Source organism: Ruegeria sp. HKCCA6837, from assembly GCF_013034475.1.
In the GTDB taxonomy this organism is placed as follows: domain Bacteria; phylum Pseudomonadota; class Alphaproteobacteria; order Rhodobacterales; family Rhodobacteraceae; genus Ruegeria.
Genome location: NZ_WQGD01000036.1, coordinates 1 through 13866, shown reverse-complemented (window position 1 = coordinate 13866; position 13866 = coordinate 1). Strand labels below are relative to the sequence as shown.

Annotated in this window: 12 protein-coding genes; 7 read left to right on the top strand and 5 right to left on the bottom strand. The window is 54.7% G+C overall.

Features of this window, described 5'->3' with window-relative positions; all coding sequences use genetic code 11:
• Positions 1-588 precede the first annotated feature (588 nt).
• Positions 589-3048 carry an FAD-dependent oxidoreductase gene (locus GOV91_RS21990; protein ID WP_171237068.1) on the bottom strand — a complete coding sequence of 820 codons (2460 nt, stop codon included), beginning with the start codon at positions 3046-3048 and terminating at the stop codon, positions 589-591.
• Positions 3049-3150: 102 nt separating this feature from the next.
• On the opposite strand from GOV91_RS21990, the gene GOV91_RS21985 reads away from it, so the two are divergent.
• The 3 genes from GOV91_RS21985 (at position 3151) to GOV91_RS21975 (ending at position 5052) form a co-directional block, all read left to right on the top strand.
• Entirely contained in the window at positions 3151-3777 is a 627-nt protein-coding gene (locus GOV91_RS21985) for a TetR/AcrR family transcriptional regulator (protein ID WP_171237067.1), read from the top strand.
• Between the two features lie 716 nt (positions 3778-4493).
• Positions 4494-4691 carry a hypothetical protein gene (locus GOV91_RS21980; RefSeq protein ID WP_171237066.1) on the top strand — a complete coding sequence of 66 codons (198 nt, stop codon included), beginning with the start codon at positions 4494-4496 and terminating at the stop codon, positions 4689-4691.
• Between the two features lie 133 nt (positions 4692-4824).
• The gene (locus GOV91_RS21975; RefSeq protein ID WP_171237065.1) at positions 4825-5052 is read left to right on the top strand and encodes a hypothetical protein; all 228 of its coding nucleotides are present in this window, start codon (positions 4825-4827) and stop codon (positions 5050-5052) included.
• 2 nt (positions 5053-5054) lie between these two features.
• Here GOV91_RS21975 and GOV91_RS21970 read toward each other — a convergent pair whose 3' ends face one another.
• Complete coding sequence (locus tag GOV91_RS21970; protein WP_171237064.1) at positions 5055-5813, bottom strand: sulfotransferase family 2 domain-containing protein; 759 nt, start codon at positions 5811-5813, stop codon at positions 5055-5057.
• A gap of 618 nt (positions 5814-6431) precedes the next feature.
• On the opposite strand from GOV91_RS21970, the gene GOV91_RS21965 reads away from it, so the two are divergent.
• The gene (locus GOV91_RS21965; RefSeq protein ID WP_171237063.1) at positions 6432-6617 is read left to right on the top strand and encodes a hypothetical protein; all 186 of its coding nucleotides are present in this window, start codon (positions 6432-6434) and stop codon (positions 6615-6617) included.
• Between the two features lie 43 nt (positions 6618-6660).
• On the top strand, positions 6661-7194 hold the full coding sequence (locus GOV91_RS21960) for a hypothetical protein (RefSeq protein WP_171237062.1): 534 nt from the start codon (positions 6661-6663) through the stop codon (positions 7192-7194).
• A gap of 553 nt (positions 7195-7747) precedes the next feature.
• On the opposite strand, the gene GOV91_RS21955 is transcribed toward GOV91_RS21960, so the two are convergent.
• Positions 7748-8236 (bottom strand): very short patch repair endonuclease, encoded by a 489-nt coding sequence (locus tag GOV91_RS21955; protein ID WP_171237061.1) that lies wholly within the window; start codon positions 8234-8236, stop codon positions 7748-7750.
• A gap of 39 nt (positions 8237-8275) precedes the next feature.
• Entirely contained in the window at positions 8276-9673 is a 1398-nt protein-coding gene (locus tag GOV91_RS21950; protein ID WP_171237060.1) for a pyridoxal-dependent decarboxylase, read from the bottom strand.
• Between the two features lie 338 nt (positions 9674-10011).
• On the opposite strand from GOV91_RS21950, the gene GOV91_RS21945 reads away from it, so the two are divergent.
• Positions 10012-10782, top strand: coding sequence for an alpha/beta fold hydrolase (locus GOV91_RS21945; protein WP_171237059.1), 771 nt, complete (start codon positions 10012-10014; stop codon positions 10780-10782).
• Positions 10783-11300: 518 nt separating this feature from the next.
• On the opposite strand, the gene GOV91_RS21940 is transcribed toward GOV91_RS21945, so the two are convergent.
• Positions 11301-13205: a DUF3604 domain-containing protein gene (locus tag GOV91_RS21940; protein WP_171237058.1), complete on the bottom strand. Its 1905-nt coding sequence runs from the start codon at positions 13203-13205 to the stop codon at positions 11301-11303.
• A gap of 337 nt (positions 13206-13542) precedes the next feature.
• Here GOV91_RS21940 and GOV91_RS21935 point away from each other — a divergent pair, with 337 nt between their 5' ends.
• A complete protein-coding gene (locus tag GOV91_RS21935) occupies positions 13543-13827 on the top strand; it encodes an alanine:cation symporter family protein (RefSeq protein ID WP_171237057.1) in 285 nt (94 codons plus the stop codon).
• The last annotated feature ends 39 nt before the right edge of the window (positions 13828-13866 follow it).

Sequence of the window (13866 nt, the reverse complement as noted above, 5' to 3'; positions counted from 1 at the left end):
CCCACCAGTCCCCGAAACTCTAGTCCGAAATGGCCCAGAACACGGGGGCTAGACAACTTCGGGTCAGAATGTTGGGCTGATCGGCCATTTTTTGAATCGTTCCCTACATACGAACTGAAAACAAGTGTACTCTAAACTATGAGCTGCTGATCAGGTTTCACAAAATGTATATTCCTCGAGCGCTTACGCCGGCTTCAGAGAATCTGCAGGTTCGCAAGGCCGCAGAGAACGGCCGGTTTGTCCGCATCCCAGACCTTTGAAGCTGTAGCAGCGAATGGCCGGTGCTGGCAGGAGCGGTCGTTCAGGCACTGAAGCGGACCTCGCACCTCGGTTCCGTCGTCTTGAAGGGCTTCTTTACGCGGCTTTGCTGACATCTGACCGAACCGCTCAGGTGTCGAAGAAGAGCCCAAAATGAACTTGGTTAGTGGCGAAGCGTTCAGCACTTGTGATGAAAAAAGAATCCGCAAAGCTGATGAAAGCGCTCGCCTAGGTAGTGTTTGTCTGAAAGGCTGCGGAAAACGAAAGCTAGCAAAGCACGCAAAGCGAGGCCTTGTCTGCGCGCTGCAGATTATAGGTTTAGAGAATAACTCAAGACTTGATCTTCTCCATCTTTGGATCAAACAAGGGCTTCAACGAGGCCGTTGCGGGTATGCGTTCCCCCGCCACTTCGACCTCCCACGTTCCCTCACTGATGATGGCCGTTGTGAGGGGCGCGTCCAGCTCAGCGAAGCCAATACCGACAGCCCCGCCAAGCGAGTGGCCATATCCACCAATTTGCAGATGGCCGACCTCGGTCCCGTTCAGATAGAGGCACTCGTTTCCGTAAAGCAGCGGTTCGGGATCTTTCAGCAAGAATTGCAGCATCCTTACCTTTGGCACGCCTTCGGCTTTGATCGCGGCAAGAGCATCGCGACCGATGAAGCCGCCGGGTTTGTCGAGTTTCACGGCAAAGCCAAGGCCTGCGGAGATCGGGTTGTCAGTGTTGTCCACATCGAGGCCAAAATCGCGGTAAGCTTTCTCAAGACGCAGCGAGTTCAGGGTTTGCATGCCCGCATCGCGCAGGCCGAACTCTTTGCCTGCCTCCTTTAGCAGATCATAGACCTGAACGGCGGCGTATGAGGGTACTTGCAGTTCCCAGCCAAGCTCGCCCACGAACGTCACGCGGAAGGCTTTCACCACCCAATAGCCGACGTCAATGTCCTGACAGGTCATGAAGGGAAAGGCCTCGTTCGACATGTCGGCTGAGGTGACTTTCTCCATCAGCATCCGGGCTTTGGGCCCGTGGATGTTGATCTGGGTGATGGCAGGGGTTAGATCGGTGATGACAACGACCTCGCCTTCCTGGATGTGGCGCTTCATGCGCATCAGGGTATGACCGTGGCTGTTTTCGCCTACGACCACCATGAACTGGTCCTCAGTCAGACGGGTCACGGTCAGGTCGGCCTCAAAACCACCCTGTTCGTTGACCCAAGCCGTGTAGACAAGGCGTCCCGGTTCCACATCAATGTCATTGCACGAGAGGCGGCTCATCAAAGCAAGCGCGTCGGGGCCTTCGACGTTGAACTTGGACATGTTGGACATGTCCATGATTATGACATCCTCGCGGGCGGCGCGGTGTTCTTCGGCGTGCCAGTCAAACCAGTTCTGGCGCTGCCAGCTGTATGTCTCGATCTTTGCCTGCTCTGGCGAGGGGGCAAACCAGTCGGGCATTTCCCAGCCGTGGCCTTCGGCAAACCAGGCGCCGCTTGCTGCCAGCCGGTCATGCAGGACCGAGCGTTTTAGGTCGCGGGCGGTGTGGTAGTTTTCGTTGTGGAAATGCTGGCCGAACATTTTGCCCAAGAGTTCCGGGCCACGGTCGCGGCGAAAGGCCTTGGTCGCCTCGTGCCGGGTGAAGCGGTTGACATTGATGCCGGTGACGTCGATCTGCGGATGGCCGCTGACGATCCATTCGGCCAGCACCTTGCCGGTGCCCGCACCGTTCAGAATGCCAAGCGAGTTCATCCCGCAGGCCACAAAGCAGTTGCGAAGCTCGGGTGTTTCTCCGACCAAGGGGGCAAGGTCTGGAGTAAAGCTTTCGGGGCCGCAGAAGAGTTTGCGCACGCCGACGTTCAGCGCATCGGGAACACGGGAATAGGCCTTTTCCAGATGCGGGCCGACGCGGTCCCAGTCGGGTTCGATTTCGCCAAAGGCAAAGTTCTCGGGGATGCCGTCGAGTTTCCAGGGGGCGGCGCCCGGCTCGAACAGTCCGAGCATGAGGCCGCCGACCTCTTCGCGGTAATAGGTATAGGTCGAAGGATCTTCGAGGACGGGGAGGTCGCGGCTGAGGCCGTCAATGTTCTCGGTAATGAGATAGTAGTGTTCCGCGGCCTGAAGTGGCAGATTGATACCCGCTTTCGCGCCCAATTGGCGGGACCACATGCCGCCGCAGATCACCACGTTTTCGGCTGTGATGGTTTGGCCATCAGCGGTTTTGACGCCGGTGGCAGTGCCGTTTCTGGCCATAATTTCGGAAACAGTCACGCCCTCGAAAATCTTCGCGCCGCCCATGCGCGCGCCTTTGGCAAGCGACATGGTCACATCGACGGGGTTGGCGCGGCCATCCTCGGGAATGTAGAAACCGGCCAACACGTCGCTGAGGTCGCCGATGGGGAAGAGGTCGGCGGTTTCCTTGGGTGAGATTTCGTAGATGTTGATCCCGTGGCGGCGCATGAAGGGCGCGAGGCGGCGCATCTCGTGCACGCGTTCCTCGTTGTTGGCGATCTGCAGGTAGCCAACGTCTCGGAAGCCGGTCGGCAAGCCCGTTTCCTTTTCCAGGTTGGCGTAAAGGTCACGCCCATGCGTATAGATCTCGCATTCAGCTTCGGACGGCAAAAGCCCTGCCACGATAAGCCCTGCCGCGTGCCAAGTTGTACCACTGGTTAGCTGGTCGCGCTCAAGCACCAAGACGTCAGTCATACCCAACTTGGTTAGGTGATAGGCTGTGTTACAGCCAATCGATCCGCCACCGATGATCACGGTTTGCGCGTGCGATGGGAGGGTGCTGGCCATAGTGCGCTCCTACTGAAAGAATCAAATTTGATCAAATCAATGCGTTGACATTATTGAAAAAGCAAGGGATTGATTGAACGGATGTTCAGTGGATCCAGGTAAATGGCTGTAAAGGTGAAGAAAAAAAATCGCGTTGAGGCACCGGAAGAACGGCGCAGGCAACTGATCGATGCGACGGTGACTTGCATTGCCAGTCACGGAATATCGGGAACGACGCTGCGCAAGGTCAGTGAGACTGCCGGCCTTTCGTTGGGTTTGGTGAACTTTCACTTCGCGAACAAGGACACGCTTTTGCAGTACACCCTTGTTGCGCTAGCGGAAGAGCATCGCAATTTGTGGAAGCAAAGAGTGATGAAGACAGAGTTGACACCTGTCGAGAAAATTTACGCCATTGTGGAGGCGCAATTTCACCCTAAGATTTGCAGCCGAAAAAAATTGGCTGTCTGGTTTGCGTTCTTTGGCGAGGCCCGCCATCGAAAAGTATATCGCGAGATCACTTCGGGCATCGACGCAGAGCGAATGGAAACTTGTCGTACTTTGCTACAACAGATCGCTGAGGAAAGAACACTGTTTGGCCAGCCAGATGAGGTTGCCGCTACGCTCGAAGCCTTGTTCGACGGAACCTGGCTGAACATCCTTATGTACCCTGAAGCATTCACGCGCGCGCACGCTGAACGACAAGTTAAGGATTATCTCGGATTGGTGTTTGCCCAGCAATTTTCGGGCTGAAACCACATCTGCTGGTTGGATCAGGTTATCGGCAGATGTGGCCAAGTCTAGACAAGTGTAAAGTCTGCTTCGTCCGCGAAGCCGAAATTGCAAAGTAATGTTTTTAATGTCCGCTTTAGGATGACTGTGGTCCTTTGGAGTAATAACGCTGATGGCAGCAATGTCCGTTTGGCGATCACTAAAGCATGCATAAGCGAATGATCAGGTTACTGCCTTCAATGTTCAAACCGCTGTAGCTGGCTCGCCGCCAGATTGATCGCAAAGCTCGTATCATACGAACGACTGGTTTTTGAGGGCGTAGTTGTGCTCTTTGAGGGCGTAGTTGTGCTCGAGGTCAAAATTGGCCTCTACTTGGTGAATGGTCACGGTAAGTACACTGCAAATGCAGGCGAGGTAATTTCGCCACTGGGGGTACCATTGGGGGTATCATGCGGTTTGTGTATAAATTTTCTAGTTTAGAAGTATATACTTAACATATATTATGTATTCCGTGTGGTGCACCACTTCCTTTGCTCAAGACGTTTCTGTATTTTTTCGGCAGCCTAGCCAATACACGCCGTTCCGATGGCGTCCGTCGCGCTTCACCCGACTGCGCGCCTGGGCAAAATGCTTCGTCACCACGGACGCATGGAGAATTGGAGATCATTTTGCATTAAATGCACTCAAGCTCCTGAAAATCGATTATGCTTGAAGTTATCACAAGATAGGAGACTGCCATGCTTTATCCACTTGCAACACTCAAAGCCGACAAGCTGAACCTGGTTCAGGAACTTGAAGAAGAAATCGGAAGCCCGATTGTAGCCTTCACCGCTGTGGATGCGGGTACTGCTACTCTTCCGAAAGACAAGCTGCAAAAGCTGCAGGCCCTGGAGGATGAACTTGATGTCGTTCTGGTTGCGGTGCGGCCGAACTAGTCTTTTTTTGGTCTCGCTTGGATAGTCGAAGGACTGCTGACGACAGATTGCTGGGCCACATTATTTCTTCCTCCCAGCCCGTTAAAACGCACCTGAGATTCTTTAAGGTTTCAACATCCAAAGGAGGTTCTTTATGCCGCAATACAACGACATGTTCGAACTGTCCGTCGAAGACATCGATTTGATTGAAAGCTCTCTCCGCCGGGCGCAGACTGCACTTTCACATGCTGAGCGGGCTGAAAAGGTGCAACAAAGGGAAGAACGAGAAGATGCGTTGAACAGAATTCAAGACCTGTTGGGGCGCCTTCACGATCAGAAGATTTTCTATCGGCCGAAAAGCGGGGTTTACGTCGGCGGATAAGTTCAGCCCGTGCCGCCGGATCGGTGTGACACTAGTTTCTTTGCCTCATCAAAAATCACGCGATCCAAAGCGGTTAGTTCTTCAATAAGAGCCAACGTCTCTTCATCGGGTTGGTGAATTTCGACCTTGGATGCGTTGCTGTGAAGGACTTTGATTTTAGGTGCCCCCAGATCAGCGAAAATATTGCGAATGTCGCTCTCAAAGCTGTCGACAAACCCGATATAATCAAACCGTCGGAGGTTTTGTCGCGCCCGATCCAGCAGGGCGTTCGGGTCGATTTGCCTTGGGTCACCTAAGAGGTTCGCGTCGGCTTGTTCGCGCGCCTTCCGAGAACCCCATCCGGAATGCAGTTGCCAAGCTTGGGCGTTCCACAAATGTTGCGAAAATTTCGGTTTGTTGGCCTGCAACAAAAACTCTTTTAGACTTTGAGTGCGTGCAGCGGCTGCAAGCTCACTTTGTTCAGCAGGTTGCTTCGACAAATACTTGTACAGAGAAACGACTCTTTCAGTCGGCTCTCGCAAGAACGTGAAAAGGTAGCGATCTGCCAATAGCGGCTCAGCAAATATCATTCCGAAATGTCCAGAAATAAAAGGAAATTTGGCACACTCATCAAGATCGAGTGTCTGGTAATCAGCGTGACTGCACACTTGGTTTTCGCCATAGTGACGGCGGGCGATCTCTTGCACAGACGTGCCTGCGGTTTTTTGAATGTGTGGAAAGATCGCCGGTCGAAGCTTTTTCGATTTTTTAAAAGAGAACATATTCCGCCCGACTTTATTCGTTTCGTCTCTGGTATATATGAGGCGCAACGTTGATTTTATTGACAGCACTCGAACGCGCCAGATGATGCGTTCACGTTAACGTGAGTTTTTGTCTCAATCAAACATCAAACTGATTGTATTTTTTTCACCTGCAGAGGAGCGATCGCCGGCTAGAGCGGTTGCTTGGTGATGATTATAGATGACAGAACGTTCTCTGAGATCGCGGAAACAAAAGGCGAATCCAAGCGCAAGATGTAGGATCTGGTCGATCTCGCAACGCTGGCGCCCAGTCTTCTAGATGCCATCGCTGAGGACGAACAATCAGACGGCCTAGTTAGGGATTTCCTGTACAAGTCGGAATTCCGGGCGATCTGGTCAGATCAGAACAAGCAGTTCGCTGTGTTCTGATACAAAGCCTCTCCCGAGGCCACCAAAGCGTACTTTCGGAAACGCGAACTGAGAGTGCGGCCCGAAATCAACCTTATTGCTTTGACGTTCGGATCTTAGCTCTACTTGCTAAGTTCTAAACGTCAGAAATTTAACCACAATCGGCGGTCACTTTCTCAGTGTGTGATTAAAGGATGAACAGGCTGGGGTGGTAGGAAACCTTGCCGACCGATGAAACCTAAGAGCTTTTCCGACCGGTGGCCGGAACTGGGGCGGTTTCGGGGGCATTTCGAGGGTGAGCACGGGGCTTTCTCGCCGCTGGAGAGGGCGTTAAACCTCGAACTTTACATAGATTTGTCCGAGCCTGAGATGGTTCTGCTAACAGTTTTGGCTTCGAAGGCTTCCGATGCAGGCTGATGTATTAGAAAATACAGGGGATGTAATGCTGTGAGTGTTTGTGATGGAATGGTATTGGTTTTTAGCTCTTGTCTTGACTGTCTTTTTGTCGAAAAAGTACGGGTTGCCGCGCCCGTTACACACCGTTCGGATAAGCGGAAAACTGTTGAAAGCTGATTTTAAAATTGGCCGCAAGGTCTGCGCAACAATGGGTAAAGACGGTTTCTTGATGTTTGAAAACGGTGACTCTTTCAGCCTTTACAACGAAGGAAAGAGGGACGTGGGCTTAATCGGAGTCCGCAACGACAACCTTCCCCAACCCAAAGCGGTGCGCGACCCTACTTCTGGCGAACTAACGATCGATATTGCAGACCACAAATTCAAGGTCGTGCCATGTTCTCATTATCGGTTTTTCTATGCCGACTACAAAATACTGCTCAACGACAAAATAGTCGGCACTTTCCGTACTACCAAATCGCGGACTCCCTTGTTCACCGATTTTTACGTCGATTTGCCGGAGCGTGAGATGGTGCTTATAACGGTTTTGGCTTCGGAAGCGCCCGATCCGGAGGAATCCTTGCCGACCGATGAAACCTAAGAGCTTTTCCGACCGGTGACCGAAACTGGGGCGGTTTCGGGGGCATTCGCTAAGCTTTGCGACGGGCATTTTGACCGCTAGACCGACCGTTGAAGGGACAGCTTGCGAGACCGCTGAGACGACCGCTGACGATCGGTTCCGGGGGCTGAAGACTGGTCGCGGGTGCTGGCGGGGGGCGGAAACTTGTACTGGCGCTCTGTGTCCCAGTTCACAGAACCTCTCGTTCACCCAAGTTAACGTGAGGTCATCAATGGGAGGTCGTAATGCTTCGTAAGGCTTCAAATACTTGGCACACTCACACCGAACACGCAGTAACCATGATACACCCAGTTGTGCGTATCTTGCGTCATTGCACCCAGATGCAACGCCAAGTGAACCGCTACCATTGAATTCGAGTGTGGGTAGGCCGACCGGCTGACGACCGTTTGTCGACATTGATGAAGTGGCTGACCGTTGGCGCAGAAGCGGACGTTCGAGCGGGCAACGGCGAATGACCGTATCGAGCCCAATTTTACCAATGCTGCGCTTTGCTCAAATGACCGGAAACTGTTCGCTATAGCCTTTTCTTAGGCTTCATCTCTCCTTCCTCGCGTCCCCTCAACACCAATGCTGCTTCACCGGACTGAAGCCACGCCATGCAGCGCTCGCCAACGTCATCGATACTAAGCCGTGACCGACCCATCAGGGCGCACTCCCAGACAGTTGCCACGCGCCAGCCTAAATCTGTCAGCGTTTCCCGCTGCACTTCGTCACGCTCCCTGTTGCGACCGATCTTTTGCCACCAGAACTCCTTCCGCGACTTTGGCATGCTGAATAGATAGCAGTCATGGCCATGCCAGAAGCAACCGTGCACAAAGATAACCGCCCGGTATCTCGGGAACACAAGGTCCGGTTTTCCGGGCAGGTCCTTGCGGTGAAGGCGAAAGCGAAACCCCTGTCGGTGCAGGAGCGACCGTATCTTCAGTTCCGGCTTGGTATCCTTGCTGCCGATGCTGGCCATGATCCGGCTGCGGACAGCGGTCGTCACACGATCTGCGCACATGAGTTTTCCCCTTGGTTCAAATTTGTGGATGCCTCCAGGCTAGGAGAGATCCAGAAGCAAGTCAGCGAGACCGTCGATGACGTTTTCATCCGTCCGGCCATTGGTGACGCAGGCCCGCAAGACGGGCTTGCCCTCATAAACGGCCTTGGAAATCCAGTATCGACCGTCTTCGTGAATGGCATCCACATACCGCTGGACGGCATCATGCCCTTCAGGCGGCACCATGCAGCTTACGCCCATTGCCGAGCTGTTGGCGTGTATCCAGCCACCCTCCTTCAACCGGTTCGTCAACCGGTCGGTCAGGTCGATGGAGCGCTCCACATGGTCGCCATAGCCGCCCCAGCCTGCCGCTCCGAGCGCGAGAAACAGGCGCAGGCCCACGAACCGCCGGGACCATTGGGTGGAGTTCAGGTAGAAGTCCCTGCTCGCATCGCTCTCGGGCATGTAGCTCGCGGTCACACGGAAGACCTGGGCGGGAATGTCCGGACGGCTGGTCAGGAACATGCCAGCCCCCATGGTCGTGGCAAACCACTTGTGCGCGTCAATCGTTATGGAGTGCGCACGTTCAATTCCTTCCAATGCACTACGGCGGTCATTACTGGCAATCAGCGCCCCGCCCCAAGCCGCATCCACGTGAAACCACATGCCGTATCTCTCGGCGAGATCGGCCGACGGGTTCAACGGGTCAACCATCCCGGCATTGGTCGTACCGGCAGTGGCGACGACCAGAACCGGAACACACCCAGCCTCAAGGTCAGCCGCAATCGAAGCTTCCAGGGCCGCGACGCTCATCTGGCCCTTGCCGTCGGTGGCGATAAGGCGTACTGCGCTGCGCCCGATCCCGGCGGAGTGGGCCATCTTTAGCCACGCGAGATGGCTCTCTTTCGAGACATAGACAGTCGGCTGGCCATTAAACACACCGACCCCTTCATCGCTGTATTCCGGGCATTTGGCCTGAAGCGCACAAAGGACAGCCGCCGAGTTGGCCTCGGCCCCGCCGCTGGTGAAGTGGCCGCCTGATCCCGCTGGAAGCCCCGCACGGCGGGCCATTTCGTTGATGACGTGCTGTTCGATCTCAACGGCGGCCGGAGCATGCGAATAAACGCAAATCTGGTGGTTGAAGGCCGAGGCAATGCGGTCCGCACATTCCGACGCAAAAGTTGGGGCCGGATTGAACAGGCCAAGATAACCGGGATGGGTCATCTGAACACCGCCGGTGTCCAGCGCATCCATCACCCAATCCATTAGGGGTTCCAGGTCTTCGGCCTCGTCAAACCGCTTTCGCCCGAGCTCGCTCAGCCATTCCGTAGATGGTTCCTCGGCATTTGCCTTGCGGCTTGAAAAGTTCCGGCGAACAATGTCCAGCTTTGCCGTCAGGGCATTCTCAGCGGCAACCAGCTCGTCAAAACCGGGGAACAGGGCATCACGTCCGCGCATCTCACTCTCCTACTTGAATTCCTGCACCTGTAACTACACGAGCGCGGCACTGTTTCGACCCGAAACATGCGCTTTCCGAGCGAGGCCGAAATAAGCGGCACGCCAAAGCCCGACCGAGGCTTGTCCTGCACAGGGCGAACCGCGTTTGACACAACCACTAAAGAGCCATTGCAGACGGAACCGACAGATTAGGCCATCAGAATAAGTGAAGGTTCCATCGAACATTCCGGAGAAAACATCGCGGGGTTTCGAAAGCGCAAGAAACGTTGATCCGTCCAACTTGTTTGACACCGTGAGTTAGCACTAAAGTTCGCTAAATGAGACGCTAGGAGAACCGGATGGTTGAAACAGCATCGGAACGACCTGACCAAACTGTGGGTAATTGCCCCGTAATTCTCTGCATTGGAGGCTTTGGCGACAACGCAAGCATGTTCGAAGGTCTGGCTGACACCCATATTGCTGAAAACTATCGATTGCTGCCCTTCAATCTTCCGGGATTTGGAGCGCCACCGCTATCAGGTAGAACCACCCTCAGTGCTCTTGCCCAGTTTGTTGCAGATCGGGCGAACGAGTGTGAGGCTGAAATCATCTTGGCACATTCGGTTGCTTCGATCATCGCATCGCTCGCTGCCGGGAAACCCGGATGCTCCCTCACGACAATCCTTTCATTGGAGGGGAATATAACGGCGGACGACGCGTATTTCTCAGGGACAGCAGCCGACTATGATGACCCAGCTTCATTTCGAAGAGCATTTCTCGACCGGCTGGACGAAATGTCCACGACAGCACCGATCATACATCGATATCGACAGGCTGTATCGGAAGCTAATCCGGTGGCACTATGGCAGCTTGGTGCAGATGCGAGACGTTTCTCCGCGAAATATGAGCCCGGAATGGTTTTGCAAAACGCTGCAAAAGTGATCTATCTCTACAATCCTGAAAACTGCCCGAAAACCACTCTCGAATGGCTTAGTGAAAACCCTATGGATCGGGTCGTTCTCGAAAACGCCACCCATTGGGCGAGTGTCGATCAGCCCGAATTGCTCGCTGACAAAATATTACTGGCGTTGAGTTTCACCGAAAAGCGGTCACTCAATGCGCGTAGATGAATGGCCGTTCCGTCCGCATTGCAGTCATTGAGCGGAATTGAGTGAACGACTGCTCCGAGCCCGGAGGAGACGTTCCACAAAGCTCGAAAAGCCGCCTGATTTGACGGATGTCACTTCACTACTCGTCTTCGAAACTCAGGGCGTGAAGGCGCGAACGATATAGCTCAAAGTCGCATTGGCTACTCCGTGGGACAATGCAATTGAACTCACGACGGGGTTGTCATTCATTGCTCTTTAACTTGATCTTCTCTTTACCCGTGCTGACACCGCCGTTTGCTTTTCTGTGGATGGCTTATCGTGACATTCGCTACTCTGATTGGACCAACTTCGGTCTTGCTCTGGGACTGATTGCCAGCATTCCAGTTGCCGGGGCCCTTTTGGGTTCAATGCAGTCGTTCGTTGCGTTTGCTTGGACGTCTACTTTGCGGACAAACCTGCCGTTAGCCGCAGCGCGGCGCGATTGTTTCGCATGAACGACCGCTACGCGGACGTAGCCGACATTGCTGCCAGCTTCCGAGTTAGTTTTCAGGCGTGTACCAGATGGGCGATGTATAGGCGCGCTCCTGATGGACCTTCACGGCATCGTCCGGAAGGTTGAGGTTGCCGTAGAACGCCTCGTCATAGGCCAGCCACGTCGGCGTCGGGATTTCGAGCACGCGGATGTAGTAATAGGCCCTCTGCGACGAGTCGAACTCCGGGTCCACCCAATGTGCACCCAAACCCGCTGTCCCGATCGTGTTGGTATAATCGGCGCCGCTCACGGTGCTGCCGACCGGGGGTAGTTTTTCGTCCGCATCCGGCGTCCGATCGCCGGCCCATGCGGCATCGAAGACCTTGGTCTGCGGGTCGCCGTTTGCATCGACCCAACCCTTGACGATCTGAATTCGGTCAAGGTTCGCACCATCCGGATCGCGGAGCGCACGAACCATGAAGCTCGGCGCAGCGCCCTCGGGACCAGCGAAGAGATCAGCACCCATGGGCACGCCCCTCGCATAGCCCTCGGCGGCGAAGTCGGGGCGGTGCACCTCGTCGGGTTCAAAATCCCACCCGGCAAACACGCGGACCGTCATGCGCGGGCCGGTCGTGGCATAGACCTCCTTGCGCTTGAAGGCGTCCCAGATCGCCTCGCGGGTGTTCTCCCGCGCCCATGCGGCGGCGAGACCGGCGGCAAGGGTCTCGTAAGTGCGGATCGCGACGTCTTCACCCAAAAAATCAGGCTGAATGATGAACTCGTCGTAGCGGTGGTCGCCGCCGCCGGGTTCTGCGAGGCTCGCCTTGCCAAAGAAGTTGTCGTCTCGGGCAGTTGCTAGTGACGTATGGCTGTCGGTCGAGCCGATCATCCCGAACTTGTAGGGGTTCGCGCCGATCTCCCGTTCGTATTTCAGACCGCGTGCAAGCGCCTCGCGAGCGTATTCGCGCGGTAACATGTCCGGTGTCTTGAGCTCGCTGCCAAAATTCCCACGATCCCACCGGTAATAGTCCGCAAACTCGTCATTCGGGGACAGCATAGGGTGGGTTTCCCCGTCGCCCTTAATCTGGGTGACCTCATAAAGCGGCTCCCACCGCATCCGCCGCTCAGCATAGGCCTGATCGATTGCCTCCCCGTTCTGCCGGACATCATCGAACATCGTGCCGTTCGACAGGTTGCCGTTATGGGCGAAAGCCATGACCTTGCCGCTGGTCCGGGTTTCATAAGCTTCCATCCAGTCCCAGAGGTCCTCCGGATCGGAGCTGTCGAAGTTCGAGAATGGTACGAGATCCTCGACACGGTCTGCGTTGTCCCGGAACATGACGATCCTGTGCAGGTTGTTCAGATCGCGGGCTGAGGTCCATTCAAACCCATGGAGAGTGGTGAAGACACCGGGCTCATAATTGCGCTCCGCGCTTTCTACGATCCGGTTCCAGAACGTGCGCGTCAGGTCATCGTCGTCAATAGGATCGGTGTTGATGGCCATGGCCTCGCCCCACTTGACGAACGCGCCAAGCGGGTCGCCGCCGCGCACGAGATCGTGGATCTCGCGCCCCCAGGTATTGGACAAGAGCTGTGGATTCGACTCTTCGATCATGGGCGCCAGGCCAAGGTTTTCGGCGTGGTCGGCGACGACCAGAAAATCGAGCGGACGCACAAGTTGCGCGAATTCGCCAAGCGACGCGCGCACCTTCTCTCCGCGCGCGAACCGGAAAGCCTCGTCGGGATCGAGCACATTGCCAATCATCCCGGCGTCAGTCGAGTAGGAGGTGTGCAGGTGGGTATCACCCCAGAACACCCGGTTTGGAAAGGACTGGTCGACAAAGGGCGAATAGCCGCGCTGACCAAGTCGGACATCTTCGGGGTTTATCGCGAATTCACCAGAGTAGTCTTGCGCCAATGCCGCGCCCGTGAACAATGCACTCAAGCTCACGCTCATGAATATTTTCTTCATTGCCGTACTCCCGTTAGTCAACAACGCAAAATGATATTAGCGCGTGCTCGAAAGGCTGACTTGATTTGGATCAGCCGCTTATGACTGAAGGGAGGATGAATGACCGCTTCGGGCTCAAACCGGTCATTCGCTGAGTTGTGCGTGAATGACTGCTAAGCGGATTACCAAATGAATAAGTAACCGTAAGCCTGTGCCTCAAAGTCAGTGCTACCCACGTCAACCGTTAGTAGTATCGCGCAGCTTATTCCTGACAATTTTCGCATCTTCGTGCATGATGAAAAACTAGGCAGGCTGTTTTTGCCTTCCGGGAAGTGCTTGAATTATCAAGAGGCGTGCTATGGAAGTATTGGTTAATGGCATAAACACGGTTCTTTGGAACTACGTATTAATTTACGGACTTCTTGGAACCGGTATCTTTTTTACAATTCGTCTTGGCGCACTTCAGTTTCTTCATTTTGGGGAAATGGTGCGCGTACTCACGTCTTCGAAGAGCACGGACAAAAGAGGTATTACTCCGTTTCAAGCGCTGACAGTAAGTTTGGCTTCACGCGTCGGCACTGGAAACCTGGCTGGCGTAGCTGTGGCCCTGACCTTAGGAGGTCCGTTTGTCTTTGCCCCGTAAAATTGGGCCACTACTTTGGTCGAGAGGGGGGAACAAGGG

What these genes read in the sequence shown, in the direction of transcription:
- GOV91_RS21970 (WP_171237064.1), bottom strand. Translation starts at nt 5,813, where the DNA reads ATGTTCTCTTTTAAAAAATCGAAAAAGCTTCGACCGGCGATCTTTCCA.
- GOV91_RS21935 (WP_171237057.1), top strand. Translation starts at nt 13,543, where the DNA reads ATGGAAGTATTGGTTAATGGCATAAACACGGTTCTTTGGAACTACGTA.
- GOV91_RS21980 (WP_171237066.1), top strand. Translation starts at nt 4,494, where the DNA reads ATGCTTTATCCACTTGCAACACTCAAAGCCGACAAGCTGAACCTGGTT.
- GOV91_RS21990 (WP_171237068.1), bottom strand. Translation starts at nt 3,048, where the DNA reads ATGGCCAGCACCCTCCCATCGCACGCGCAAACCGTGATCATCGGTGGC.
- GOV91_RS21940 (WP_171237058.1), bottom strand. Translation starts at nt 13,205, where the DNA reads ATGAAGAAAATATTCATGAGCGTGAGCTTGAGTGCATTGTTCACGGGC.
- GOV91_RS21950 (WP_171237060.1), bottom strand. Translation starts at nt 9,673, where the DNA reads ATGCGCGGACGTGATGCCCTGTTCCCCGGTTTTGACGAGCTGGTTGCC.
- GOV91_RS21960 (WP_171237062.1), top strand. Translation starts at nt 6,661, where the DNA reads ATGGAATGGTATTGGTTTTTAGCTCTTGTCTTGACTGTCTTTTTGTCG.
- GOV91_RS21975 (WP_171237065.1), top strand. Translation starts at nt 4,825, where the DNA reads ATGCCGCAATACAACGACATGTTCGAACTGTCCGTCGAAGACATCGAT.
- GOV91_RS21945 (WP_171237059.1), top strand. Translation starts at nt 10,012, where the DNA reads ATGGTTGAAACAGCATCGGAACGACCTGACCAAACTGTGGGTAATTGC.
- GOV91_RS21985 (WP_171237067.1), top strand. Translation starts at nt 3,151, where the DNA reads ATGGCTGTAAAGGTGAAGAAAAAAAATCGCGTTGAGGCACCGGAAGAA.
- GOV91_RS21955 (WP_171237061.1), bottom strand. Translation starts at nt 8,236, where the DNA reads ATGTGCGCAGATCGTGTGACGACCGCTGTCCGCAGCCGGATCATGGCC.
- GOV91_RS21965 (WP_171237063.1), top strand. Translation starts at nt 6,432, where the DNA reads ATGAAACCTAAGAGCTTTTCCGACCGGTGGCCGGAACTGGGGCGGTTT.